Below are 24,229 nucleotides of genomic sequence, written 5' to 3' on the forward strand. Positions count from 1 at the left end.
GGGGGGACCCTGTGGGAGAGTAGGACACCGCCGAACAAATTGTGGGGAAAGCCCCGGACCAGGTACTGGTCCGGGGCTTTTCTGCGTTCCAGGGCCCTTGTGAAATCCCTTGGCGGTCGGCGGTGGTTGCCGCGATGATCAGGGGATGGAGCACATCATTCGCGCTGTGCGCGCCGACGAGTGGGAGAAGGCCCGGGAGATCCGGCTCGCCGCCCTTCAGGACCCCGCGGCGCCGATCGCCTTCATGGAGACCTACGAACAGGGCCTCGCTCATACGCCGGACTTCTGGCGGGAGCGAACGAGGAACGCCGCGGCGGGTGTGGCCAGTAAGCAGTTCATCGCGGAGGAGCCCGGCGGGCGCTGGGCGGGCACCGTGACCGCACTCGTGGAGCGGCCGGCGGCCGCGGTGAGATTCGGTGAGGCGGCCCGGGTCGACCAGACGCATCTGGTGGGGGTGTTCGTCCGCTCGGAGGCGCGTGGGCTCGGAGTGACGGAGGAGTTGTTCCGGGCAGCCGTCGACTGGTCCTGGTCGCTGCCCGGGTCCCGCATCGAACGGGTACGGCTGTACGTGCACGAGGACAATGCGCGGGCGGCGGCCTTCTACCGGCGCTTCGGTTGCGTGCCGAGCGGTGAGTCCGTGCCGGGACCGCCGCGGCCGTCCGCGCGGCCGTCCGATCCGCCGCCGCGGGAGCTGGAGTACGAACTGTGGCGGGAGGTCAGCCGCTGAGGCTGTGATCGGGCCAGCGGGCGCGGCCCTGCTCCTCGGAGCGGAGCAGGACCAGCGTCGGCAGTCCCTGGTCCTGGCCGGATTCCAGCAGCTCCGGGAGCAGGGGGAGCGGAGCCACGGCGGCTACGTCGTCCAGGACGAGGGCGAGTGGTGGGTCGAGCCGACCGTCGGATGACCGTGCGGCCATGCGGCGGCCGTGCTCGACCACGCTTGTGGTGAGGGCGGTCAGCAGGGGCATTGCGCCGGGGCGGGTACGAGGGTCCTCGATCGGTTCACCCACCACATACAGCGTGCCCCCCTCGTCCGTAAATGATTCCAGGGTGAGCGAATCTGCTCGGTTCGGAGTGCAGGCCTCGCGGATGTGGATCGAGGAGAGCACTCCGAGCGTACGGGCCGTCAGTTCCTGGGCCATCTCTCGGCGTTCGGCGTGGGCCGTCAGCGCCGATTCGAGAAGTCCGGCGTGGCCGGAAGCGGCCTTGGGGTGGGTGCGCAGGATCCGCACGGGCTCATGGGCACTGTTGCCCTGTGCCCAGCGGTGGACCTGCTTGAACGGGCGTCCGTCCACCGCGGCGGCGTGCAGCCAGCAGCGCAGGAGCGTTTCCGCGGTGTCGGCGACGGCGGCGTCGAGCCGGGAGCGCGGGCGTACGGGTGCGAACAGCGCCGTCGCGCGGGAAGCCGCAGTCTCCGGGTCCTCGCAGCCGCTGGTCGGCGACCAGTGCAGTCGTGCGGGTGTGTCACAGAGATGGCTGGGGTCGTAGACCAGGACCGGACCGAGCTTGGCCCTGGCGTCCTTGGTCTCCGCCCACACGGTCGGGTCGGAGGTGACGACGACGGCGGGTCCCTCGGCTTCCCGGATGGCCTGGACGGTGGAGGGGCGACGGGTGGCCGGCTCTCCGTAGACGATGCGCGGGCGGCGCGGGGCCGGGACGACGGGTTCGGTCGGCAGGGCCTGCCGGGTCGCCGGCGCCGGAGCGCTCGGCCCTGGTTCAACGGCCTGACCGGCATGGGCGGGATGACCGCACTGCGCGGCGTACTGAGCGGGATGACCGGCCTCAGCGGACAGCTCCGACTGACCGAACTGCCCTGGCTGACCGGCTGTCTGCCCGGGCTGCGTGGTGAGCTCGGGCTGTTCCGTATGGACGAGGGGCTGAGGTCCGGGGTTGCTGCCGTTGGCGTTCGGCTGCTGATGGGGCACGGCGCCGTCGCCCAGGGCCGGCACGTCGCTCACCGCCGTTCGCGAGGCGCGTACCGCACGCCAGCGGGCCAGTGTGCCGAGGATGAAGATGGTCAGGACGACCAGGGTCATCAACTGGCCGATGAGCAGGCCCCAGAAGAGGCCGTAGCCGGACAGCTGGGCCGGTGGGGTGGCGGGCCAGGCGGCGGGGAGGTCGTGGGGTTCGGAGACGAGGCCGCGCATCGCGAGCGGCGTGTTCGTGAACGTCACGCCGTCCGGCCAGGCACCGTGGGCGAAGAGGCCCGCGAGCCCGGTCGCCGTCCAGACCAGCAGGGTCAGGCCGAGGAGGAAGCCCAGGATGCCGATGAGCAGGCCGTCCGGGATGCCTCGTTCGTCCTCACGCCCGTGCACGCGTCCCTGTCCCGGACCGGGCCCGTACCCTCGCTCTCTGCCCCGTTCTCGCTCTCGCTCGTGTCGCACGTCACGCCACCGTCGACTCTGAGGACGGGTTCACGTGCTGCTGCTGGTGGTGTTCCATCAGGGCCGCGCGTTCCTCCGCCTCCCGATCCGCGGCGCGTACGTCTTCGGGGAGATCGGGCAGCGAGGACTCCGTCATCGCCCGGTCCGTGTAGACCAGTGGCCGCTCCGCCTCGGTCACCAGGTGTTTGACGACCTGGACGTTGCCGTTGACGTCCCACACCGCGATGCCGGGAGTGAGGGTGGGGATGATCTCGACCGCCCATCGGGGCAGTCCCAGCACCCGGCCCGTCGCCCGTGCCTCGTCCGCCTTCTGGGCGTAGATCGTCCTCGTCGACGCCATCTTGAGGATCGCCGCAGCTTCGCGTGCCGCCGCACCGTCGACGACGTCGCTGAGGTGGTGGACCACCGCGACGAACGACAGGCCGAGCCGGCGACCGAACTTCAGCAGCCGCTGGAAGAGCTGTGCCACGAAGGGGCTGTTGATGATGTGCCAGGCTTCCTCGACGAGGAAGATGCGCTTCTTGCGGTCCGGGCGGATCCAGGTGTGCTCCAGCCACACACCCACGATCGCCATGAGGATCGGCATGGCGATCGAGTTACGGTCGATGTGCGACAGGTCGAAGACGATGAGCGGCGCGTCGAGGTCGATGCCGACGGTCGTCGGGCCGTCGAACATGCCCCGCAGGTCACCGTCGACGAGCCGGTCGAGGACCAGCGCGACGTCGAGACCCCAGGCGCGTACATCGTCTATGTCCACGTTCATCGCCTCCGCCGACTCGGGTTCGGGGTGGCGGAGTTGCTCGACGATGTCGGTGAGGACGGGCTGCCGGTCGGTGATGGTGTCGCTGACGTAGGCGTGCGCGACCTTGAGCGCGAAGCCGGAGCGCTCGTCGAGGCCGTGGCCCATCGCGACCTCGATGATCGTACGGAGCAGCGCGAGCTGGCCGGTGGTGGTGATCGACGGGTCGAGGGGGTTGAGGCGGATGCCGCCGTCCAGGGCGGCCATCGGGTCCAGGCGGATGGGGGTTATTCCCAGCTCCTGGGCGATGAGGTTCCATTCGCCGACGCCGTCCTCGCCCTGTGCGTCGAGGACGACGACCTGGCGGTCGCGGAAGCGGAGCTGGCGCAGGACGTACGTCTTCTCCAGGGCCGACTTGCCGTTGCCGGACTCGCCGAGGACCAGCCAGTGGGGTGCGGGGAGCTGCTGTCCGTAGAGCTGGAACGGGTCGTAGATGTAGCCCTTTCCGCTGTACACCTCGCGGCCGATGATCACGCCCGAGTCGCCGAGACCTGGCGCGGCGGTCGGCAGGTAGACGGCCTGCGCCTGGCCCGTGGAGGTACGCACGGGCAGCCGGGTCGTCTCGACCTTCCCGAAGAGGAAGGACGTGAAGGATTCGGTGAGGACGGACAGCGGATCTCGCATCGGATCAGGGCCCCTAACGGCGCGTGTCGGCGCGTATCAGCGCGCTATCGGCGGATGCCGGTGGCGAACGGCAGCGTGTTCACAAAGGCCCGGTGATGCTCGCGGTCGCACCACTCCAGCTTCAGATACGACTTGCCCGCCGAGGCTCTGATCGTGCGCTTGTCCCTGGCCAGGGCCTCGGGCGTACGCGACGACACAGTGATGTACCCGACAAGATTGACGCCTGCCGCGCCGCTGGCGAGATCTTCACCCCGCTGGTCGAGCCGGCCGTGTGCGGCGATGTCGCGCGGGTCGACCGTACGGTTCATCTTGGCGGCGCGGCTCGCCTCCGCCTCGTCGTTCGTCTTCTCCGTCAGCATGCGCTCGATGGCGACTTCGGTGGGTTCCAGGTCCATGCAGACCGCGACGGTGCGGATCACGTCCGGGGTGTGGACGAGCAGCGGTGCGAGGAAGTTGACGCCGACGGGGGTCATCGGCCACTCCTTGACCCAGGCGGTGGCGTGGCACCAGGGGGCGCGGGTGGCGGACTCGCGGGTCTTGGCCTGGAGGTAGGTGGGCTCCACCGCGTCGAGTTCGGCGGGCCAGGCGTTTCGCTTCGTCATCGCCTGGATGTGGTCCATGGGATGGTCCGGGTCGTACATGGAGTGCACGAGGGAGGCGAGCCGGGCCTGGCCGAGGGGCTGGCGGACACGGATGTCGGCCTCGGCGAGGCGGGCGCAGATGTCGGTGAGTTCACGCGCCATGACGACGGCGAGGCCGGCGTCCTTGTCGAGCTTCCTCGTCCCGGACGCCTGGCGGGCGGCGCGGGCCATGGCGTGGGCCTCGGCGGCGAGTTCGCGGGTGAAGTGCATGCAGGCGACGAGGTAGGCGCGGTGCTGCTCGCTGGAGGTGGACACCATCGACTGGAGCTGGTCGTACGACTGCTGCAGCCAGGCCGGGGACTGTGTGTCGCCGCGCTGGGCGACATCCTTCGCGTGGGCGTCGGGGTCGGCCGGCAGCGTACGGGCCAGCATCTGAAGACGCGTCACGAAGCCGTCCCCGTTGGCGACATGCTTGAGCAGCGTGCCGAAACGGTCCACCAGGGCTTCCTGGTCCTCGCTGTCGCGCAGTCCGACGCCCGGGCCCTCGATCTCGATGGCGGCGGTCACGGTACGGCGGTCGGCGTGCAGCAGTACGGCGATCTCGTCCGGGCCGAAGGGCGCGGCGAGCCAGTTGATCCGGCCGATGCCGGGCGGTGGGCCGACCTCGACCTCGCGGCCGTCGACACGGGTGCCGGCCTCCATGGCGGCGGAGCGGTAGCCGGTGCCCTGGCGGAGCGAGCGCTTGTAACTGCGGTTGACCTCGAACCAGCGGTAGAACGTGCGCTGCTTGTACGGGACGTACACGGCGGCCAGGGCGAGCAGGGGGAAGCCCATGAGCAGGACGATCCGCAGGGACAGGACCGGGACCAGCAGTCCGCTCATCATGCCGAGGAACGCGCCGGCGATGATCAGGGCGATCTCGCCGGTCTCGCGGTTCTTGCCGACGATCGCGTTCGGCCTGGCCCGGCCGATCAGATACGTACGGCGGGGCGCGATGGGCTGGGACTGCGTCGTCAACGCCCTCCACCTCCTGTGCTTCCTGTGCCTGTGCCGGCGTTGCTGCCTGAGTTCCTGCGGTGGCTGTGCGGGGTGCTGCCGGGGCCGCCGCTACGGGGCGGTGGCGCGGCGGAGGGGACAGCTCCGCCGCCGGCTCCGCCCCCGGTCCCGGCTCCGGTGCCTGCCGCGGATCCGCGTGAGCTGTGTGCGGCGACTCCGCCGGACACCGGGTTCGCGGATCCGCCGCCTCCTCCCGTTCCGCCCTGCTGGTGGTTGCGGCTGCTGTGGGTCTTGATGCCCTGGGAGACGAGGGCGGCGGGCGAACTGATGACGGCGGCGGCCTTGTTCTCCGCGCTGCTCTGGATGCGGTTGTTGCGGGATGCGGCGATCTCGTCACCGAAGCCGGGAACGAAACGGTAGATCATCGCGGAGGCGAAGATCGCGAGCAGGATGATGGCGAGTCCCGTGACGACGGCGGAGAACGAGTCCGGTCCGTCGTCGGCGGACAGTGCTCCCGCGAGGCCCAGCACGATGACGATGACCGGCTTGACCAGGATCACCGCGATCATGATCCCGGCCCAGCGGCGCACGTGCCCCCACATGTTCTTGTCCACGAGGCCCGCGTACACGACGACGCCGAGCAGCGCGCCGACGTACAGGAGGACGGCCCGCAGGAAGAGCTCCAGGTAGAGGACGCCGGCGGCGAGGATCGTCACCAGCGACACGACGATCAGCATGATCGGCCCGCCGCCGATGTCGTCGCCCTTCTGGAGGGCCTCCTTGAAGCTGCCGAAGAACACGTCGGTCTGGGCGCCGGTGCCTTGCGCGATCACGTCGGTGATCGAGTCGGTGGCGGAGACGAGGGTGTAGAGGATCAGCGGTGTGAAGGCGGAGGCGAGGACGGTGAGCCAGAGGAACCCGATCGCCTCGGAGATGGCGGTGGCGAGGGGGACGCCGCGGATGGCGCGCTTGGCGACGGCGAGGAGCCAGAGGAGGAGGGTGAGGAAGGTGGCGGCGGCGAAGACGACGGCGTACTGGCCGAGGAAGGTGGCGTTGGTGAAGTCCACCTCGGCGGTGGACTTCACGGCCTTGGAGAGGGTGTCGACGACCCAGGCGGCGGCGTCGGCGCAGCCGCGGGCGAGGGAGGAGAGGGGGTCGAGGGGGGAGGTGGGGTCGTTGAGCGAGGGGCTACGACGAGAGGCTCCGCCGGGTTCGCCGTTCTCGCAGTAGTCGCGTGCGGGGCCGGCGATCAGCTCGCACGGGTCGCTGCTCTGGCCCGGGGAGGGGGTGGGTGTGGGTGCCGCGATTGCTCGCCCTGCGAGAAGCACCACGGCTGCTTGAACGGCGGCCACGGTGCCGAAGACCCGTAGGGCTCCCCTACGGAGGCTAGCGGGCATACGTGAACCCTCCGAAATTGTTGACCGCATCGGTGATTTCCTCGGATCCGGAGACCGGGTTGTCACCTGGGACAGGCGTAGGGCCGGTCTTCTGGCTCGTCTCCAGGACCTTCCAGTCCGAGCCGTTCCAGTTCAGCTTGACGGATACCGTGAACCAGCCATTCGTCACGGGCTTTGTGGACTTCTCGCCGGTCAGGCCGAACAGTCCTACGCACCAGACATCCACCTCGGCTGCGTCGCCCGTGAACTTCTTCACCTTGGTGCCGGCGGGCATGGTGCGGCTGACGAATGTCGTCCCTGCAGGCGCGCGCCCGTCCGCATCCAGACCGATCTGGGCCAGGAACTCCGTCGAGTAATCGGCGTCGAAGCCGGCCTGAAGCTTGCCAACGGTGCTGGAGTCGGCCACGGACGCCACGATGTCGTGACGTTGCTGCTCATTGAACATGCCGTCAGATCCGAGCGTCACCGCGTAGTTCGCCGCCGCGCTCTGCGCCCCCTGCTCGTCCCGTGCGTACCCCGCCGGGACCCCCGCGTTCTTCCCCTTCACCGGGCGTACCCCCGTCGCCGCCGTCGGGGCCGTGCCCTTGGCCGTGTCCGTGGTGTTCGGGGAGTTCGTTCCGTCGCCGCGGTTCGCGAAGGCGATGGCGGCGATGAGGAGGACGACCACGCCCACGAGCGTGACGAGGGAGCGTGAGTTGCGGCTGGGGCGGCGGGCGCCGCCGTAGATGTCGCCGGCGGTGCCTTCGGGGAGACGGGTGCGGGTCTGGCCCGTGCCTCCGACGCCGCCGCCGTAGCCGTCGGTCTCGTCGTCGTGGCTCATGCCGCGTGCGCCCCCTCAGCCGTGTGCGAAGCCGTGCCGTAGTACGACGGTAGCCGTGCTGCTCTCCGCGCGGGCGGGGTGTGGTGACTCGACATCAGGGAGACGCAACCTCTGCCGGTGGGCGCGACGGACGGGTGGTGTCGGGTGTGGTGGATGACGGTGGGTACGGGGGAGTCAGACGGCCATCCCGTACACGATGGTGAACAGGGTCCCCAGTGATCCGATGATGAAGACGCCGGTCAGTCCGGCGACGATCAGGCCCTTGCCCTGTTCCGCGCTGAAGGTGTCCCGGAGGGCCGTCGCGCCGATGCGCTGCTTGGCCGCTCCCCAGATCGCGATGCCCAGGCAGAGCAGGATGGCAACGGCCATCACGACCTCGATCATGATGCGGGCCTCGTTCCCGAGGCTCCCGAAAGGCCCCCAGTTCGGGGCGATTCCACCGATGATGGTGGTGATGTCGCCCTTCTCGGCCGCCAGGTACATATAACTCACCGCCCCTGTTGGGTAGTTGTCCGCCCCTGCCCCACGGCACAGGCCACCGCTCTATCTTCGCTGATGAAACCGTCCGCGTGCGCCGACTTGGCGGCTCTCTTTACTCGATCCGCGCACGGATGACCGATCCGGCCGCTCTGGCCTGCGGTGGCGTGGGTCGGCGCCGCTGTGAGGACACGTATAGTCACTCTGTGTATCACGGAGCGTGACTTCGGGCAATGACTGTCGTTGTGGCACTCAGGGCGTGAAACCGGAATCGGCCGCGCGGCTGACGGGGATTCAAAAGCGCGGGGCGGCACCGGAGTCCGGTGCCGCCCCGCGTGAGGGTGGGGTGGGTCAGCGCATGGCGATCATGTAGCCGAGCAGCCCGATGGCCACGGCGATGAGCGCGATGACGGTCACTGCTGCGAAAGTTCCCCCGGCGTCGCCGCTGCGGCGTGCCGTCCTGGTCCCGGTCCCCATGTTCTGCACGTTCTGCAGGTTCTGCACTTGTTACTCCTGTGCTGCTCGCCCGGCCGTTGGTCATCGGCGGGGTTGTTCACAGCCTTCCTGGCTGCGTGACACAGCGTAACGGTATCTGGTCCAGACCACTTCCGGGGGGCGCCGGTGCGGATCAGCGAGGCGCGATGAACAGGCTCTGCGCGCTACGGCCGATCGGCCCCTTCTCGTCGTGGAGCCGGGCGTCCGCCAGGCCGATCCCTGCAGGGTCGACGCTTGTACGGGCCTCGACGCACACCCATTCGCCGACCGGGTGGCGGTGCAGATGGACCGTCAGGTCCGCATTGACGAAGACGTGCCGGCGGAAGTCGAGGACGTTGCTGATGCCGTTCCCGGAGTCGGCGGCCACCAGGACGCGGTCCAGGGGGCGGATCTCCTCGCCCGCGACGAGCGGCATCCTCATCCGCATCCAGCACGTGCCCGGCCCCTGCTCGCGGAACGCCCCTTCGGTGAACCGGGTGTCCATGGAGGTGTGGTAGCCCACGTCCCACGGCACGGCGAAGAAGGGCGTCTCGGCGGTGTCCCCGGGCGAGGGCACCTGCGGCCCCGCCGCGACCGCCGGTCCGGGCTCTTCGAGCGTACGGATACGAAGGGCCCTGGCGAACATCACGGGTGCCCCGCCCTCGGGTGCGAGGGCGGCCTCGACGAGCTCCACGCTCCTGCCGCTGCGCAGCACGGTCGTGGTCACCTCCAGCGGGCGTATGGGCACCGGGCGGACGATCTCGTACGTCACCCGCGCGAGCCGCATGTCCTCCCGTGCTCCCGGCCGCTCCTCCACCGCCCGCCCCAGCAGTGCGGCGGGCGGGCCGGCGTGCTGGGAATCCGCGTCCCACGGGCCGCGGGTGTGTTCGGTGGGCGAGAAGCGGTTCTCGGACATCCGCTCGAAGAACGCCTGGGGTTCCGCCATGACGGACCGCCTCTCCCTGATCGTCCCGGCCGTTCCCGGTGATCCCTGCTGACAGGTGTATGGGACACACGCTACCTACGGGTAATGGAACAGGACCAGCCCTCCTCGCCCCGACCCGTCGTCCGCCCCCTGAACCGTGCCCTCCCCACCTACACTGGCCCATGACGTGGACTGCCTTGCGACGAAGGGTGATTGACGGTGCGTAAGGCGTGGCTGGTCGCGGGCGGGGCCGTCGGGCTCTGTCTGAGCTTCGTCGCGTTGCTCGTCGTCGGCACGTTCTCCGCCGCGGCGGGACTCGCGGGCGGGGCGAAGGGAGCCGTCGCGCTGGCCAAGGGGGCCGTTCCGGCGCTCTACCAGCCGCTGGTGCAGAAGTGGGGCAATCTCTGCCCGGCCATCAATCCGGCGCTGCTCGCCGCACAGCTCTACCAGGAAAGTGGCTGGAATCCGAGGGCGCAGAGCCACGCCGCCGCGCAGGGGATCGCGCAGTTCATCCCGGGGACCTGGGCGGCGCACGGCGTCGACGGGGACGGCGACGGGGACCGTGACGTGTGGGACCCGGCCGACGCGATTCCGTCCGCGGCCTCCTACGACTGCAAGCTGGCCGGATACGTGAAGAAGGCCCCGGGCGATCCGACGGACAACATGCTCGCGGCGTACAACGCGGGCGCGTACGCGGTCATCAAGTACGGCGGGGTCCCGCCGTACAAGGAGACGCGGAACTACGTCAAGGTCATCCGGACGCTGGAGAAGAGCTTCGCCCGGCCTGCCGGGCGGGTGGAGCCGTCGCGGCAGGCGGCCGGGGCGATCTACTTCGCACAGCAGAAGCTCGGCACGAAGTACCTGTGGGGCGGGAACGGAACGCCGGAGCAGGGCGGGCGGTTCGACTGCTCGGGGCTGACGCAGGCCGCGTACCGGACCGTCCGGATCGAACTGCCGCGGGTGGCGAACGACCAGTACAACGCGGGGCCGCATCCGTCGAGGGACGAGCTGCTGCCCGGCGACCTGGTGTTCTTCTCCGACGACCTGACCAACTCACGGGCGATCCGGCACGTCGGGCTGTACGTCGGCGGTGGATACATGATCAACGCTCCGTACACCGGGGCCGTGATCCGTTTCGACAAGATCGACACCCCCGACTACTTCGGTGCGACGAGGGTCACCGAGGACGGCGCCGCAGCACTGCCGACGCCACCGCCCTCGGCCTGACCGGAATCTGACGATGCGTCGGCGATGGCCAGAACTCTGCGTTAAGCCACGGCCCTGAGCTGCGACGATGTGTCACTCTTCGATAACGTCATCGTGATCGTTCCGTGGAGAGAGGAACGTACCGGCGGGGCGAGTCGTTCCCTGGACCGAAGCAGTTGCGTATACACCGCACCGACCACGGGGGGTTGGGAGTGCGGCGCACACGGGCGTGCGCCGCGGCAGGCGACGGAAGGCAAGGGGCCGCAAGCGATGGCTGGACTCGCACGTGACGGGGCGAATCCCGATGTCGGCCTGCTCCACGACATCAACGGGCTGGCGCGGTCGGCTCCGCCGTGGTTCGACCGCGTCATGGCGTTCGTCGGCGAGTACGGAATCATGCTCGCGCTCGTCCTCGTCGTGCTGTGGTGCTGGTGGACCGTGCGCCGGCGCGGCACCTCAGAGGACTCGGTCGGCGCGGTAGCGGCGCTGGTCTGGGCGCCCCTGGCCGCGGGTATCGCGGTGCTGGTCAACGTTCCGATCCGCGGGTTCGTGGAGCGGCCGCGGCCGTTCGTCGACCACCAGGGACTCGAAGTCCTCGTCGCCGGCAAGACCGACTTCTCCTTCGTCAGCGACCACTCGACGATGGCGATGGCCATCGCGGTCGGGGTCTTCGTCGCCCACCGGGGCTTCGGCTTCGCCGCGATCGGGCTGGCCCTCGCGGAGGGCTTCTGCCGGGTCTACATGGGCGTCCACTACCCGACGGACGTCGTCGGCGGCTTCGCCCTCGGCACGGCCGTGGCGCTGCTCCTCGCCCCCCTGGCGCTGGCGCTGCTGACCCCGCTGGTGGCGACGTTCTCGCGCTCGGACCACGCGGCGTGGCTCGTACGCTCGCGCCGTACGGCGTCGCGTGAGCCCCACCACGAGACGCTGGACATCTCGGACCCCCGCCCGGGTGTGCCCGGCCCGAACGACCTGGCGGCGTAACCACGAGCCAACAGGCCGCCTCGTGCCCGAACGGCCATTGCCGACCGGCCATCGGCCCGACCGGTCATCGGACTGATGCCGGCCTGCTCCCGTCTGCGAGCCCGGTCGAGACAGGTCGAGATCGGTCGAGTGCCGCCCCGTGCCGCGGGGCGGCACGGCCATGAGCTGCCGCCGTGCTGCCGGCGGTCAGGCTTCGGGATGTGACGTCGACTCGTGGGATCTGGCGTCGGTTCGAGCGCGGTCCCTGGAGCGGCGGGCCGGGCCCGCCCAGCCGCAGGTACAGCGAGCCAGGGCGAAGGCTCCGCGTTCGACGGTGGTGGTGTGGTGGGCCGAGGTGCGCACCCTTCCACGGTACCGGTCGTTATGCGATGCAGCGGCGAGCGTGTTGGGGGTTGACAGGCGATGGTGGTGCAGCAGCACTGGCTCGGGCGCGGCGCATGTGCCGTTGCCGCCGTGGTGGGTGTGGCCGCGACCGCGGGGTGTTCGAACGGTGGGGACGCCGTCGCCGATGCCCGCCCCTCCGCGGATCCCGTCGTCGTCGTACGGAGTGCCGTCGACACCCTGGTCGATGCGGGTACGGCCAGGGCGCGCACCGCCATGGAGACGGCCGCCGGCGGTACCCGGGTCACCATTCGCGGCGAGGGCGGATACGACTTCCGCCGGGCCATGGGCCGGCTGCGCGTCGTGCTGCCGAAGGATCCCGCCGGCGCCAGCGGGCATCAGCCGATCACCGAGCTGCTCGCGCCTGGCGCGCTCTATATGAAGGACCGCGGCGCGGGTGTACCGCCGGACAAGTGGGTCAGGGTCGATACGACGACGCTGACGGACGGCAATCTGGTCACCGGCGGCGCGACCGACCCGGCCGCGGCCGCCGAGCTGCTGCGCGGGGTGCGCAGCGCGGCGTTCGTCGGCCATGAGGAGCTCGCCGGGGTGCGGGTCGCGCACTACCGCGGCACCACGGACATCGCGCATGCCGCGAAGGCCGCGTCGCCGCAGGCCCGCGGTGCGCTGTCGGCCGCGGCGAAGGGGTTCGCCGAGGACACGGTGCCGTTCGACGCGTATCTCGACAGCGAGGGGCGGCTGCGCAAGGTGCGGCATCAGTTCAGCTTCGCCAACCAGGGGCGTACGGTCGACGTCGCGTCCACGACGCTGCTGTACGGCTTCGGCAGTCCTGTCGACGTACGGCTCCCCGAGCCCGCCGACATCTACGCGGGCAGGGTCCGGATGTAGGCAACGCGCTGTCGGTAAATGGTCCGGACGTGCCATGCGCGGTGCGTATCCCGCTCCCTACGCTAGGAAGTCGACACCGGCCGGAAGAGGTGAATGCACGTGGCTCCCGCCAGTACGCCGACAGTCCAGGACCACCTGGCCCTCGCCGAGATCGAGCTGTGCGGTGAGTTGATGATCGCGGCGTCGGCCGCGGACGGGGAGCGGCTCAGCCCGGACCGTATCGACGAGGTGCTCAACGTGCACGTGGGCACGTCCGACGCCGATTGAGTCCGATTGAGGTCGGCCGCCGACGACTGACGGCGACTGACGACGACTGACGACGGTCATGTACGCAGCAGGCGGGCGATGGCCTTCGTCGCTTCCTCGACCTTCGCGTCGATCTCGTCCCCGCCCTTGAGCGCGGCGTCGGCGACGCAGTGGCGCAGATGCTCCTCCAGGAGCTGCAGCGCGAAGGACTGCAGCGCCTTGGTGGAGGCGGAGACCTGCGTGAGTATGTCGATGCAGTACGTGTCCTCGTCGACCATGCGCTGCAGCCCGCGGATCTGGCCCTCGATCCGGCGCAGCCGCTTGAGGTGCTCGTCCTTCTGCTTGTGGTAGCCGTGCACGCCCTGGTCGTGGCCGGGCTCGTCCTGGGTCGCGACCGGAAGTCCGCCGGCCGTTTCCGTGGTCGTCATCGCGTCCTCCCGCAGACCTGTCCGGTATACCCCTCGTGGGTATATGGTACCGATCCCTGATGGTTCGGGCAGGGCCCCGTGCTGATCACCGTGTTCGATGGGCGACACTGAAGGACGCCGGTTAGCCGTGGCCGGACGATGCGCCTAGCATCGGCCTGACCGAAACCCAGCACCCCGAGGACCCCACGTGCGATTTCGTCTGACCCCCAGGGAGACGAGCTTCTACGACATGTTTGCCGCGTCCGCGGACAACATCGTCACGGGCTCGAAGCTCCTGATGGAACTGCTCGGAGCGGACGGTCCCGCCCGGGTCGAGATCGCGGAACGGATGCGGGCAGCGGAGCACGCCGGGGACGACGCTACCCACGCGATCTTCCATCAGCTGAACTCCTCGTTCATCACACCCTTCGACCGCGAGGACATCTACTCTCTCGCGTCGTCGCTCGACGACATCATGGACTTCATGGAGGAGGCCGTCGACCTGGTCGTCCTCTACAACGTCGAGGAACTGCCGAAGGGCGTCGAGCAGCAGATCGAGGTGCTGGCGCGGGCGGCGGAGCTGACGGCCGAGGCCATGCCGCACCTGCGGACCATGGACAACCTCACCGAGTACTGGATCGAGGTCAACCGGCTGGAGAACCAGGCGGACCAGATCCACCGCAAGCTGCTGGCGCACCTCTTCAACGGTAAGTACGACGCCATCGAGGTGCTGAAGCTCAAGCAGATCGTGGATGTGCTGGAGGAGGCCGCCGACGCCTTCGAGCACGTGGCCAACACGGTGGAGACCATCGCGGTCAAGGAGTCCTGAGCTTCGTGGACACCTTTGCGCTGGTCGTGACCATCGCGGTCGCGCTCTTCTTCACGTACACCAACGGCTTCCACGACTCCGCGAACGCGATCGCGACGTCCGTGTCGACCCGGGCGCTGACGCCGCGCGCCGCGCTGGCGATGGCCGCGGTGATGAACCTCGCCGGTGCGTTCCTCGGCAGCGGGGTCGCCAAGACGGTGAGCGAGGGCCTTATCGAGACGCCGAAGGGCGACCGCGGTATGGGCATCCTCTTCGCGGCGCTGGTCGGCGCGATCATCTGGAACCTGGTCACCTGGTACTTCGGGCTGCCGTCGTCGTCCTCGCACGCGCTGTTCGGCGGCATGGTGGGAGCGGCGCTCGCGGGCGGGACGGAAGTCATCTGGGGCGGGGTGGTCGACAAGGTCATCATCCCGATGTTCGTCTCGCCGATAGTCGGTCTCGGCGTGGGCTATCTCGTCATGTGCGCGATCATGTGGCTCTTCCGGAAGTCCAACCCGTCGAAGGCGAAGCGCGGCTTCCGTATCGCGCAGACGGTGTCGGCGGCGGGGATGGCGCTCGGCCATGGTCTGCAGGACGCGCAGAAGACGATGGGCATCGTGGTGATGGCCCTGGTCATCGCCGATTTCGAGGACTACGGCGATCCGATTCCGGTGTGGGTGAAGATCGTCTGTGCGGTGATGCTGTCGCTCGGGACGTACGCGGGTGGCTGGCGCATCATGCGGACGCTGGGGCGGAAGATTATCGAGCTCGACCCGCCGCAGGGCTTCGCGGCGGAGACGACGGGTGCGTCGATCATGTTCGGCTCGGCGTTCCTGTTCCACGCGCCGATCTCGACGACGCATGTGATCACGTCCGCGATCATGGGTGTCGGGGCGACGAAGCGCGTGAACGCGGTGCGGTGGGGCGTCGCGAAGAACATCGTCCTGGGATGGTTCATCACGATGCCGGCCGCGGCGCTGGTGGCGGCCTTGAGCTTCTGGATCGTGAATCTGGCGTTCGGCTGAGCCGGGCGTGGTGTTGCTGGGGGTTCGGGGGTCGTCCCCCGAGGGGTGCGGTATCTCGATGCCGGCGGCGGTGCTGGTGGCGGCCTTGAGCTTCTGGATCGTGAATCTGGCGTTCGGCTGAGCCGGGCGTGGTCCCCGCGGGACGCGGGGTGCGGTGCCCTGGTGCCGGCGCCTTCGGGTGGGGCCGGCCTTCCGCAGCGGCACGAGTGTTCCTCAGCCACCACATGGGTCGGCCCCCCTCTCGTCAGAGAGGGGGGCCGACCCTTCGCCTTGCGGTGGCACCGCCATGCAGCACCGCAGGGCTGCCATGGGGAGGACTGATCAGCCGAAGCGGCCGGAGATGTAGTCCTCGGTCGCCTGGACGGACGGGTTGGAGAAGATCCGCTCGGTCTCGTCGATCTCTATGAGCTTGCCGGGCTGACCGACCGCCGAGAGGTTGAAGAACGCCGTGCGGTCGGAGACACGCGCCGCCTGCTGCATGTTGTGCGTCACGATGACGATCGTGAAGCGCTCCTTCAGCTCACCGATGAGGTCCTCGATCGCGAGCGTCGAGATCGGGTCCAGCGCGGAGCAGGGCTCGTCCATCAGCAGGACGTCCGGCTCGACCGCGATCGCGCGGGCGATGCACAGACGCTGCTGCTGGCCGCCGGACAGGCCCGAGCCGGGCTTGTTGAGGCGGTCCTTGACCTCGTTCCAGAGGTTCGCGCCCTTGAGGGACTTCTCGACGACGTCCGCCAGCTCGCTCTTGCGGTACGAGCCGTTCAGCCGCAGCCCGGCCGCGACGTTGTCGAAGATCGACATCGTCGGGAACGGGTTCGGCCGCTGGAACACCATGCCGACCGTGCGGCGCACCGCGACCGGGTCGACGTGCGAGCCGTACAGGTTCTCGTCGTCCAGGAGCACCTTGCCCTCGACGCGGCCACCGGGGGTGACCTCGTGCATCCGGTTCAGGGTGCGCAGGAACGTGGACTTGCCGCAGCCGGAGGGGCCGATGAAGGCCGTCACCGAGCGGGGCTCCACGGTCATCGAGATGTCCTCGATCGCCTTGTGGGAGCCGTAGAAGGCCGACAGGCCGCTGACGTCAATTCGCTTGGCCATGGTTCACATCACTTCCAGATGGCCTTAGCGGCCGGTCTTCGGGGCCTTCCAGCGGGCGATGCCGCGGGCCACCAGGTTGAGGATCATGACGAAGGCGATCAGCACGAGTGCCGCGGCCCAGGCGCGGTCGTACGACGCCTCGCTGCCGACCTTGTACTGCTCCCAGATGTAGAAGGGGAGCGACGACTGGGCGCCTTCGAACGGGTTGGTGTTGATCAGCTGGCTGCCGAAGACGAGCAGCAGGATCGGTGCGGTCTCACCGGCGATACGGGCGATGGCCAGCATCACACCGGTGGAGATTCCGCCGACGGCGGTCGGGATGACGACCTTCATGATCGTCCGCCACTTCGGTACGCCGAGGGCGAGGGACGCCTCGCGCAGCTCGTTCGGGACGAGCTTGAGCATTTCCTCGGTGGACCGGACCACGACCGGGATCATCAGGATCGTCAGGGCGAGCGAGCCCATGAATCCGGACGGCTGCCACCCGGCCAGCAGCATGATCGACAGGATGAAGAGGCCCGCGACGATGGACGGGATGCCCGTCATGACGTCGACGAAGAAGGTCACTGCCCTGGCCAGCGCGCCCTTGCCGTACTCGACGAGGTAGACGGCGGTCAGCAGGCCGATCGGGACGGAGATGACGGTCGCGAGACCGACCTGCTCCAGGGTGCCGATCAGTGCGTGGTAGACACCGCCGCCGGCCTCGAAGCCGGGGACACCGGCCATCGAGTGGCTGAGGAAGTAGCCGTCGAAGGCCTTCGCACCACGGCTGACGGTGACCCAGATCAGCGAGAGCAGCGGGACGACGGCGAGGACGAAGCACACCCAGACGACGCTGGTGGCGAGGCGGTCCTTGGCCTGGCGCCGGTTCTCGACGATCGAGGTGGTCACGTACGCGATGAGGACGAACAGCAGGGCCGAGACGAGGCCCCACTGGACGCGGCTCTCCCAGCCGGCGGCGGCGCCGATGCCGCAGCCGAGCGCGACGGACACGACCGCGAAGGCGGGCTGGGCCCAGCGGGGCAGTCCGCGACGGCTCAGGCTGTTCCTGCGGTGTGGAGCCTGCCCGGAGGGGCGGGTGTCCTTGATGGTCGCGTGGCTCATGAGGCGCTCCTCTCGTGGGCTCGGCCCGCGGGGCGGGGAAGTCGTCGGTGGCGGGTGGCCTGCGGGGCGCGGGCCGGGGATCCGGGGATCGTCTCCCGGGTGGGCACGGCGCTCATCAGGCGTTCGCCCCCGAGTACTCCTTGCGGCGCGCGATGATCAGCCGGGCTCCGCCGTTGACCAGCAGGGTGAGGACGAAGAGGACCAGACCGGACGCGATCAGCGCGTCCCGGCCGAACTGGTTGGCCTCGTCGAACTTCGCGGCGATGTTCTGCGCGAACGTACCGCCGCCCGGGTCCAGGATGTGCAGCGAGATCAGGAAGCTCGGGGAGAGCACGGTGGCGACGGCCATCGTCTCGCCGAGCGCGCGGCCGAGGCCGAGCATCGAGGCGGAGATGACGCCGGAGCGGCCGAAGGGGAGCACCGACATGCGGATGACTTCCCAGCGGGTGGCGCCGAGCGCGAGCGCGGCCTCCTCGTTCATCCGCGGGACCTGGAGGAAGACCTCACGGCTCACACTGGTCACGATCGGAAGGATCATGATCGCGAGCAGGATGCCGACGGTGAAGAGCGAGCGGGCGACGCCGACCTCGGTCTTCTCGAAGATGTACGTCCAGCCGAGGTACTCGTCGAGCCAGAGGTTCAGCCCGTTCAGGTACGGGACCAGGAACAGGGCGCCCCAGATGCCGTAGATGATCGAGGGCACGGCGGCCAGCAGGTCGACCACGTAGGCGAGCGGGGCCGCGAGCCTGCGCGGGGCGTAGTGGGAGATGAAGAGGGCGATGCCGACGGCGATCGGCACGGCGATGGCCATCGCGATGATCGAGCTGATGACCGTGCCGAAGAGCAGGACGGCGATGCCGAAGACCGGCGGGCTGCCCGCCGGGTTCCAGTCGAAGGTCGTGAAGAAGTTGCCTTCGTCCTTGGAGATCGCGAGCGCTGAGCGGTAGCTGAGGAACACGGCGATCGACGCCATGATCACGAGCAGCAGGATGCCCGAGCCACGGGAGAGGCCCAGGAAGACCTTGTCGCCCACGCGGCCGGTGGATGTGGCGCCGCGACGAGAGGCGGCCGGACGTGCCGGTGGTGTCTCTATGGGTGTGGTGGAAGCCATGATCTTTCCGGTCTGGGTTGGAGGATCCGCGGGTTGCGGTTCCTCTGGCGGCGGTGCACCGGAGGGTGACGGCGGGGAGGCCGGTCCGGGATGTTGCTCCGGACCGGCCGCCTTTACCGTCGGGGACGCCGGGTTACGAGAGGCCGTTGACCGTCTCGCGGACCTTGGCGTTGATCTCGGTCGGGATCGGGGCGTAGCCGGCCTCGGTGAGGATCTTCTGACCCTCGTCGGAGGCGGTGTAGGTCAGGAAGGACTTGACCGTGCCCAGGCTGTCGGCCTTGTTGCCCGCGTCGCAGACGACCTCGTAGGTCACCAGGACGAGCGGGTAGGCACCGTCGGCCTTGGTGGTGTAGTCGAGGTCGAGCGCCAGGTCCTTGCCGGTGCCCTTGATCTTGGCGGCGGCGATGGCCTTGGACGCGTTCTCGGACGTGGCCTCCGCCGGGGCCGCGGCACCGGTGTTGATGGAGACGGCCGGGATGGACTGCGACTTGGCGTAGGAGAGCTCGAAGTAGCCGATGGCGCCCGGGACCTGCTTGACCTGGGCAGCGACACCGGAGGAGCCCTGAGCGGCCTGGCCACCGGGGGCGGGCCACTTCTTCTCGGCCTCGTACTTCCACTCCTTCGGAGCGGCCTTGCCGAGGTACTTGCCGAGGTTCTGCGTGGTGCCGGAGTCCTCGGAGCGGTGGAAGGCCTGGATCGCCGTGTCCGGGAGCTTGACGCCCGGGTTGAGCTTGGCGATCGCCGCGTCGTTCCACTTCTTGATCTTCGTGTCGAAGATCTTGGCGAGGGTGGGGGCGTCCAGGACGAGCTTGTCCACACCCGGCAGGTTGTAACCGATGGCGATCGGGCCACCGACCATCGGCAGGTTGATGCCCTGGCCGGTCTTGCAGATCTTCTTCGACTCCTCGACCTCTTCGGGCTTCAGCGCCGAGTCCGAGCCGGCGAAGCCGACCGAACCCTGGTTGAAGGCCACGATGCCTTCGCCGGAGGAGGAGGCCTTGTAGTTGATCTCCACGCCCGTGCACGCGGCCATGTAGTTCTTGACCCACAGGTCCATGGCGTTCTTCTGCGCGCTGGAGCCGGACGCCATCAGCTGGCCCTTGGCACCGTCACACTTGATGTTGGACGCGGCGCTGGTCTTCTCGCCGGAGCCGCCGGTGCTTCCGCTGTTGTCGTCCGAGCCGCACGCCGTGAGGACCAGGGCGCCGGAGACGACGAGGGCACCGAGCGCGGTGGCGCGAAGCCCGTTCTTGCGCTGAAGCTTCACTTTCGGGTGTTCCTTCCAGGAGCCGCCGGCCCGGTCGAGAGCTCTGATTGCCCTCACCGTTCCACGGCGGCGTGCGTCGGGGTGGTGGCTCCCGGCTCTGTGCCGGTCACCGTGTAAGCCCGAAATTAGGCAGATCAGGTGAAGCCGCCAACGGAGGGTGGTGAACGGAAGGTGAACCCTGCCGGACAAGGAAGTTCCGCCCTTTATCTGCGCGTGACCTCGGGCCCATGAACGATCCGTGAACCGGTGTGCGAACGGACCCGTGAACGGACCCGTGACCGGTATGGCAACGGGCCCGTGAACGAGTCCAGGGTCAGTGCGTCGTGTCGAGCGCCTTCATCAGCGCGTCGAGAAGGGTCCGGTCGCGCGGCTCGGTGAGCCGACTGCGGGCCGCGGCCGGCGGCAGCCAGACGATCCGGTCGACCTCGCTGCCCGCGGCGAACGCGCCGGGCGAGGCGGCCTCGGCCGCCCAGTAGCTGACCTGCTTGGGCCGGCCGTCGACGAGGTAGTGCACCGTCGGCAGGACCGGCCCCGGGGTGCCGTGATGACCCGTCTCCTCCAGGACCTCGCGCAGGGCCCCGTCCAGCGGGTCCTCGTCGCGCTTGAGCTTGCCCTTCGGGTGCGACCAGTCGTCGTACCGGGGGCGGTGGACCAGACAGATCTCGATGCCGTGGTCCGCCCGGGGGGCGCGGCGCCACAGAACGCAGCCGGCCGCGAGCACGGTGCCGCTTCCGGTGGTTCTCATGGCGCGGCCACCGTCTGTCTTCCTCTGGGGCCCTCGGGCCCGGGGGGTACGTCCTGCCAGGTCCGCTGGAAGGCGAAGCGGGCGGCCTCGACCTCATGGCGCTGGTCGGCGTGGAGGACCCCGAGTGCGTACGCCGTCGCCGGGGCGATACGGGGCGTACGCGCCGCCGCCGCGGCCGCCGCGGCGGCTTCCGCGGCGTCCCGGTGCCGGTCGAGGGTGCGGCCCGCGGCGGTGAGCCGGGGGTCCGGGCCGGTGCCGCCCTCGCCGGTGCACAGCACTTCCCTGGCGTAGCGGTGCAGCCGCAGCAGGTGGCGCACCTGGTGCCAGGGGGCGTCCTGGGCCTCGCCGGCGGAGGCGGTGGCCAGGCCGTGGACCAGGGCTTCGGCGTTGTACGGGTGTGCCGCGCGGGCCAGCGGCAGCGTCGTGACCGCCTCCAGGAGTCTGCGCTCGGCGACGTCGGCGTGCGCGAACAGAGCCGGGAGCGCGGTGCCGGGCGCGGCGGTGGTCGTGGAGAGCGGCACTTCGGAGGCCAGCAGCGCGACGGCGTCGGCGACCGCGTGGAACCGTGAGGACCCGAGCGCCTGCAGCGCGGCGGAGTGGGCCCGGGTGCGTCCGAGCGTCAGCTGCCGCTCCAGCAGGGCTCCGGCCCGGGCCGCCCCGACGGTGAGGGCGCCGCGTCCGGCCGTCTGGGGACCGAGGGCCCCGCCCGCCGGAACGGACGACTCCGCGGAGGCCTCGTCGTCCGCGGCCCGCGCCGCGGGCACCGGCTTCGTACCCGAGAGGCGGGCGAGCGCGTCCAGCAGCCGGGCCAGCCGGGCCGTGCACGCGTGCTCGTCGGCGAGCACGCCGGAGAGCCAGGCGAGTTCGGTGCGGAGCTGGTCCGCCCAGGCCACGTCCAGCAGCGGACGGAACGTGTGGAGGGTGCCGCCGATGCGCCGGGCGGCCCGCCGCAGGGAACGGGCCGCGTCCTCCGCGCCCGCCGTGTCCGCACCGCTCTCGCCGTGCAGCCGCAGACTGCGGAGGAAGTCGCCGGCCCGTGCCTGCAGATATCCGGCCAGGACCTGGTCGGCGCCGGCCCCCCGCGGCACCAGGGGAAGGTCAGGGCTTTGCACGCCGGCGCCTCCGGGCGTCAATGAGCGATTCCTGTACGTGCCGCAGCGGCTGGCCGTCCGGATCCGTCGCGTGCCGGGTCCATTCCCCGTCCGGGCCGAGGTGCCAGGACGACGTGGAGTCGGACATGCCGGTTTCCAGCAGCCGGGTCAGGGCCGTGCGGTGGGCCGGGTCGGTGACCCGGACGAGGGCCTCGATGCGTCGGTCGAGGTTACGGTGCATCATGTCGGCGCTGCCGAGCCAGACTTCGGGCTCGCCTCCGTTGCCGAAGGCGAAGACCCGGGAGTGCTCCAGGAAGCGGCCGAGGATGGAGCGGACGCGGATGTTCTCGGAGAGGCCCGTGACGCCGGGGCGGATCGCGCAGATGCCGCGGACCCAGATGTCCACGGGCACACCGGCCTGCGACGCGCGGTACAGGGAGTCGATGATCGCTTCGTCGACCATCGAGTTGACCTTGATGCGCACGTACGCGGGGCGGCCCGCGTGGTGGTGGGCGACTTCCTTGTTGATCCGGGCTATCAGGCCGTCCCGCAGCGACTTCGGGGCGACGAGCAGGCGGCGGTACGTCTCGCGGCGCGAGTAGCCGGACAGCCTGTTGAACAGGTCGGAGAGGTCGGCGCCGACCTGCGGGTCCGCGGTGAGCAGACCGAGGTCCTCGTACAGCCGGGCGGTCTTCGGGTGGTAGTTGCCGGTGCCGACGTGGGAGTAGCGGCGCAGGGTCTCGCCCTCCTGGCGGACCACGAGCGACAGCTTGCAGTGGGTCTTCAGGCCGACCAGTCCGTAGACGACGTGGCAGCCCGCCTCCTCCAGCTTGCGCGCCCACTTGATGTTGGCCTGCTCGTCGAAACGGGCCTTGATCTCGACGAGGACGAGGACCTGCTTGCCGGACTCGGCGGCGTCGATCAGCGCGTCGACTATGGGGGACTTGCCGGAGGTCCGGTACAGCGTCTGCTTGATCGCGAGGACGTCCGGGTCGGCGGCCGCCTGCTCCAGGAAGGCCTGGACGGAGGTCGAGAACGAGTCGTACGGGTGGTGCAGCAGGACATCCCGCTCGCGCAGCGCCGCGAAGATGTCGGGTGCGGACGCCGACTCGACCTCGGCGAGGTCGCGGTGGGTGCCGGCGACGAACTTCGGGTACTTCAGCTCGGGCCGGTCCTGCGAGACGATCCCGAACAGTCCGGTCAGGTCCAGCGGCCCGGGCAGCGGATAGACCTCGGACTCGGAGATCTTCAGCTCCCGGACGAGCAGGTCCAGGATGTACGGGTCGATGGACTCCTCGACCTCCAGGCGCACCGGCGGGCCGAAGCGGCGGCGCAGCAGCTCCTTCTCCAGGGCCTGGAGCAGGTTCTCGGCGTCGTCCTCCTCGACCTCGAGGTCCTCGTTCCTGGTCACCCGGAACATGTGGTGCGCGAGCACCTCCATGCCGGGGAAGAGCTCCTCCAGATGCGCCGCGATGACGTCCTCCAGCGGGACGTAACGCTGCGGGGAGGCCTCCAGGAAGCGGGAGAGCAGCGGCGGGACCTTGACGCGGGCGAAGTGGCGGTGGCCGCTGACCGGGTTGCGGACGACCACGGCGAGGTTCAGCGAGAGGCCCGAGATGTACGGGAAGGGGTGGGCCGGGTCGACGGCGAGCGGGGTGAGGACCGGGAAGATCTGCTGGCGGAAGAGGGTGAACAGGCGGGCCTGCTCCTTCTCCGTGAGCTCGGGCCAGCGGATGAGGTGGATGCCCTCGTCGGCGAGCGCCGGGGCGACGTCCTGCTGGTAGCAGGCGGCGTGCCGGGCCATGAGCTCCCGCGAGCGGTTCCAGATCAGTTCCAGGACCTCGCGGGGCTGCAGTCCGGAGGCGGACCGGGTGGCGACACCGGTCGCGATACGGCGCTTCAGTCCGGCCACCCGGACCATGAAGAACTCGTCCAGGTTCGAGGCGAAGATCGCGAGGAAGTTCGCCCGTTCGAGCAGGGGTGTCGCGGGGTCCTCGGCGAGCTCCAGCACCCGCTCGTTGAAGGCGAGCCAGCTGCGCTCACGGTCGAGGAACCGGCCCTGGGGCAGCTCGGCCCCTTCCGTCTCGTCCTCGTACGCATCGAGGTCGGCGTCGATGTCGGGCTCCAGGTCGGACACCGCGGCGGACACCGTGTGGGGCCGGTGCGCGGCGATGGAGCCGACGGACGGCTGGACGTGCTGGACCGGTACCTCGGCGGGCTGCTGGCTCATGGACCCATTCTTCCGCGCGAAGGGGTGATCGGGCGCGTCGGAGCGGGCCTCGGTAGGCAGAGGGCGCCCGTTTCGCGGGGCGGGGGGCACAGCGGGCTGCATTCACCGAGGGTCGCAAGAGTCGCTGAATGCCCGGTAACGAGAACATGACGCCTGGGCAAGCGGGACGCCGCGCCGTGGGTACCAGGAGGCCTGCCCGGGGC

At 69.7% G+C, this 24,229-nt stretch carries 23 protein-coding genes; 7 read left to right on the plus strand and 16 right to left on the minus strand.

Annotated features, from left to right (window positions below):
* The first annotated feature begins 145 nt into the window (after positions 1-145).
* Positions 146-727, plus strand: a complete 582-nt coding sequence (locus ACIQMR_RS23160) for a GNAT family N-acetyltransferase (RefSeq protein ID WP_401390336.1) — start codon at positions 146-148, stop codon at positions 725-727.
* On the opposite strand, the gene ACIQMR_RS23165 is transcribed toward ACIQMR_RS23160, so the two are convergent.
* The 8 genes from ACIQMR_RS23165 to ACIQMR_RS23200 form a co-directional block, all read right to left on the minus strand.
* Positions 717-2,312, minus strand: coding sequence for a type VI secretion protein (locus ACIQMR_RS23165; protein WP_401390338.1), 1,596 nt, complete (start codon positions 2,310-2,312; stop codon positions 717-719). The genes ACIQMR_RS23160 and ACIQMR_RS23165 overlap by 11 nt on opposite strands.
* 70 nt (positions 2,313-2,382) lie before the next feature.
* Positions 2,383-3,804 (minus strand): ATP-binding protein, encoded by a 1,422-nt coding sequence (locus ACIQMR_RS23170; protein WP_401390341.1) that lies wholly within the window; start codon positions 3,802-3,804, stop codon positions 2,383-2,385.
* 44 nt (positions 3,805-3,848) lie between these two features.
* Entirely contained in the window at positions 3,849-5,402 is a 1,554-nt protein-coding gene (locus tag ACIQMR_RS23175; protein WP_401390344.1) for an SCO6880 family protein, read from the minus strand.
* A complete protein-coding gene (locus ACIQMR_RS23180) occupies positions 5,399-6,778 on the minus strand; it encodes a hypothetical protein (protein WP_401390347.1) in 1,380 nt (459 codons plus the stop codon). Before ACIQMR_RS23180 ends, ACIQMR_RS23175 begins: the two co-directional genes overlap by 4 nt.
* Positions 6,768-7,598 carry a hypothetical protein gene (locus tag ACIQMR_RS23185; RefSeq protein WP_401390350.1) on the minus strand — a complete coding sequence of 277 codons (831 nt, stop codon included), beginning with the start codon at positions 7,596-7,598 and terminating at the stop codon, positions 6,768-6,770. Before ACIQMR_RS23185 ends, ACIQMR_RS23180 begins: the two co-directional genes overlap by 11 nt.
* Positions 7,599-7,772: 174 nt before the next feature.
* Complete coding sequence (locus ACIQMR_RS23190; protein WP_401391022.1) at positions 7,773-8,081, minus strand: hypothetical protein; 309 nt, start codon at positions 8,079-8,081, stop codon at positions 7,773-7,775.
* 345 nt (positions 8,082-8,426) lie between these two features.
* The gene (locus ACIQMR_RS23195; protein ID WP_358664280.1) at positions 8,427-8,579 is read right to left on the minus strand and encodes a hypothetical protein; all 153 of its coding nucleotides are present in this window, start codon (positions 8,577-8,579) and stop codon (positions 8,427-8,429) included.
* A gap of 124 nt (positions 8,580-8,703) precedes the next feature.
* A complete protein-coding gene (locus ACIQMR_RS23200; RefSeq protein ID WP_401390353.1) occupies positions 8,704-9,495 on the minus strand; it encodes a thioesterase family protein in 792 nt (263 codons plus the stop codon).
* Positions 9,496-9,693: 198 nt separating this feature from the next.
* Between ACIQMR_RS23200 and ACIQMR_RS23205 the strand changes: the two genes are divergently transcribed.
* The 4 genes from ACIQMR_RS23205 to ACIQMR_RS23220 all read left to right on the plus strand — a co-directional run bounded on the left by ACIQMR_RS23205 (position 9,694) and on the right by ACIQMR_RS23220 (position 13,161).
* On the plus strand, positions 9,694-10,701 hold the full coding sequence (locus ACIQMR_RS23205) for an NlpC/P60 family protein (RefSeq protein ID WP_401390356.1): 1,008 nt from the start codon (positions 9,694-9,696) through the stop codon (positions 10,699-10,701).
* 249 nt (positions 10,702-10,950) lie between these two features.
* Positions 10,951-11,664, plus strand: a complete 714-nt coding sequence (locus ACIQMR_RS23210) for a phosphatase PAP2 family protein (RefSeq protein WP_401390358.1) — start codon at positions 10,951-10,953, stop codon at positions 11,662-11,664.
* A 402-nt stretch (positions 11,665-12,066) separates the two neighbouring features.
* On the plus strand, positions 12,067-12,894 hold the full coding sequence (locus ACIQMR_RS23215) for a hypothetical protein (RefSeq protein ID WP_401390360.1): 828 nt from the start codon (positions 12,067-12,069) through the stop codon (positions 12,892-12,894).
* Between the two features lie 99 nt (positions 12,895-12,993).
* On the plus strand, positions 12,994-13,161 hold the full coding sequence (locus ACIQMR_RS23220; protein ID WP_266379761.1) for a hypothetical protein: 168 nt from the start codon (positions 12,994-12,996) through the stop codon (positions 13,159-13,161).
* Between the two features lie 56 nt (positions 13,162-13,217).
* On the opposite strand, the gene ACIQMR_RS23225 is transcribed toward ACIQMR_RS23220, so the two are convergent.
* On the minus strand, positions 13,218-13,568 hold the full coding sequence (locus tag ACIQMR_RS23225; RefSeq protein WP_401390363.1) for a metal-sensitive transcriptional regulator: 351 nt from the start codon (positions 13,566-13,568) through the stop codon (positions 13,218-13,220).
* Positions 13,569-13,755: 187 nt separating this feature from the next.
* On the opposite strand from ACIQMR_RS23225, the gene ACIQMR_RS23230 reads away from it, so the two are divergent.
* Both ACIQMR_RS23230 and ACIQMR_RS23235 read left to right on the plus strand, forming a co-directional pair.
* Complete coding sequence (locus ACIQMR_RS23230) at positions 13,756-14,376, plus strand: DUF47 domain-containing protein (protein WP_266379756.1); 621 nt, start codon at positions 13,756-13,758, stop codon at positions 14,374-14,376.
* 5 nt (positions 14,377-14,381) lie between these two features.
* Entirely contained in the window at positions 14,382-15,380 is a 999-nt protein-coding gene (locus ACIQMR_RS23235) for an anion permease (protein WP_401390366.1), read from the plus strand.
* A gap of 321 nt (positions 15,381-15,701) precedes the next feature.
* Here the strand turns inward: ACIQMR_RS23235 and pstB are convergent, their stop codons facing one another.
* From pstB to ACIQMR_RS23270, 7 genes are all read right to left on the minus strand, one after another.
* Positions 15,702-16,478 carry a phosphate ABC transporter ATP-binding protein PstB gene (gene pstB, locus ACIQMR_RS23240; protein WP_401390369.1) on the minus strand — a complete coding sequence of 259 codons (777 nt, stop codon included), beginning with the start codon at positions 16,476-16,478 and terminating at the stop codon, positions 15,702-15,704.
* A 24-nt stretch (positions 16,479-16,502) separates the two neighbouring features.
* Positions 16,503-17,582, minus strand: a complete 1,080-nt coding sequence (gene pstA, locus ACIQMR_RS23245; RefSeq protein ID WP_401390372.1) for a phosphate ABC transporter permease PstA — start codon at positions 17,580-17,582, stop codon at positions 16,503-16,505.
* Positions 17,583-17,697: 115 nt separating this feature from the next.
* On the minus strand, positions 17,698-18,693 hold the full coding sequence (pstC, locus tag ACIQMR_RS23250) for a phosphate ABC transporter permease subunit PstC (RefSeq protein WP_266379745.1): 996 nt from the start codon (positions 18,691-18,693) through the stop codon (positions 17,698-17,700).
* 133 nt (positions 18,694-18,826) lie between these two features.
* On the minus strand, positions 18,827-19,960 hold the full coding sequence (gene pstS / locus ACIQMR_RS23255) for a phosphate ABC transporter substrate-binding protein PstS (protein WP_401390375.1): 1,134 nt from the start codon (positions 19,958-19,960) through the stop codon (positions 18,827-18,829).
* A 313-nt stretch (positions 19,961-20,273) separates the two neighbouring features.
* Positions 20,274-20,705: an NUDIX hydrolase gene (locus ACIQMR_RS23260; protein WP_401390378.1), complete on the minus strand. Its 432-nt coding sequence runs from the start codon at positions 20,703-20,705 to the stop codon at positions 20,274-20,276.
* Positions 20,702-21,817, minus strand: a complete 1,116-nt coding sequence (locus ACIQMR_RS23265; RefSeq protein ID WP_401390381.1) for a CHAD domain-containing protein — start codon at positions 21,815-21,817, stop codon at positions 20,702-20,704. Before ACIQMR_RS23265 ends, ACIQMR_RS23260 begins: the two co-directional genes overlap by 4 nt.
* On the minus strand, positions 21,804-24,026 hold the full coding sequence (locus ACIQMR_RS23270; RefSeq protein ID WP_401390384.1) for an RNA degradosome polyphosphate kinase: 2,223 nt from the start codon (positions 24,024-24,026) through the stop codon (positions 21,804-21,806). The genes ACIQMR_RS23265 and ACIQMR_RS23270 overlap by 14 nt, the downstream gene beginning before the upstream one ends.
* Between the last annotated feature and the right edge of the window lie 203 nt (positions 24,027-24,229).

Source organism: Streptomyces sp. NPDC091376, from assembly GCF_044757085.1.
Lineage (GTDB): Bacteria > Actinomycetota > Actinomycetes > Streptomycetales > Streptomycetaceae > Streptomyces > Streptomyces pratisoli.

What these genes read in the sequence shown, in the direction of transcription:
- ACIQMR_RS23260 (WP_401390378.1), bottom strand. Translation starts at nt 20,705, where the DNA reads ATGAGAACCACCGGAAGCGGCACCGTGCTCGCGGCCGGCTGCGTTCTG.
- pstC (WP_266379745.1), bottom strand. Translation starts at nt 18,693, where the DNA reads ATGGCTTCCACCACACCCATAGAGACACCACCGGCACGTCCGGCCGCC.
- ACIQMR_RS23180 (WP_401390347.1), bottom strand. Translation starts at nt 6,778, where the DNA reads ATGCCCGCTAGCCTCCGTAGGGGAGCCCTACGGGTCTTCGGCACCGTG.
- ACIQMR_RS23160 (WP_401390336.1), top strand. Translation starts at nt 146, where the DNA reads ATGGAGCACATCATTCGCGCTGTGCGCGCCGACGAGTGGGAGAAGGCC.
- ACIQMR_RS23270 (WP_401390384.1), bottom strand. Translation starts at nt 24,026, where the DNA reads ATGAGCCAGCAGCCCGCCGAGGTACCGGTCCAGCACGTCCAGCCGTCC.
- pstB (WP_401390369.1), bottom strand. Translation starts at nt 16,478, where the DNA reads ATGGCCAAGCGAATTGACGTCAGCGGCCTGTCGGCCTTCTACGGCTCC.
- ACIQMR_RS23170 (WP_401390341.1), bottom strand. Translation starts at nt 3,804, where the DNA reads ATGCGAGATCCGCTGTCCGTCCTCACCGAATCCTTCACGTCCTTCCTC.
- ACIQMR_RS23215 (WP_401390360.1), top strand. Translation starts at nt 12,067, where the DNA reads ATGGTGGTGCAGCAGCACTGGCTCGGGCGCGGCGCATGTGCCGTTGCC.
- ACIQMR_RS23185 (WP_401390350.1), bottom strand. Translation starts at nt 7,598, where the DNA reads ATGAGCCACGACGACGAGACCGACGGCTACGGCGGCGGCGTCGGAGGC.
- ACIQMR_RS23225 (WP_401390363.1), bottom strand. Translation starts at nt 13,568, where the DNA reads ATGACGACCACGGAAACGGCCGGCGGACTTCCGGTCGCGACCCAGGAC.
- ACIQMR_RS23210 (WP_401390358.1), top strand. Translation starts at nt 10,951, where the DNA reads ATGGCTGGACTCGCACGTGACGGGGCGAATCCCGATGTCGGCCTGCTC.
- pstA (WP_401390372.1), bottom strand. Translation starts at nt 17,582, where the DNA reads ATGAGCCACGCGACCATCAAGGACACCCGCCCCTCCGGGCAGGCTCCA.
- ACIQMR_RS23200 (WP_401390353.1), bottom strand. Translation starts at nt 9,495, where the DNA reads ATGGCGGAACCCCAGGCGTTCTTCGAGCGGATGTCCGAGAACCGCTTC.
- ACIQMR_RS23190 (WP_401391022.1), bottom strand. Translation starts at nt 8,081, where the DNA reads ATGTACCTGGCGGCCGAGAAGGGCGACATCACCACCATCATCGGTGGA.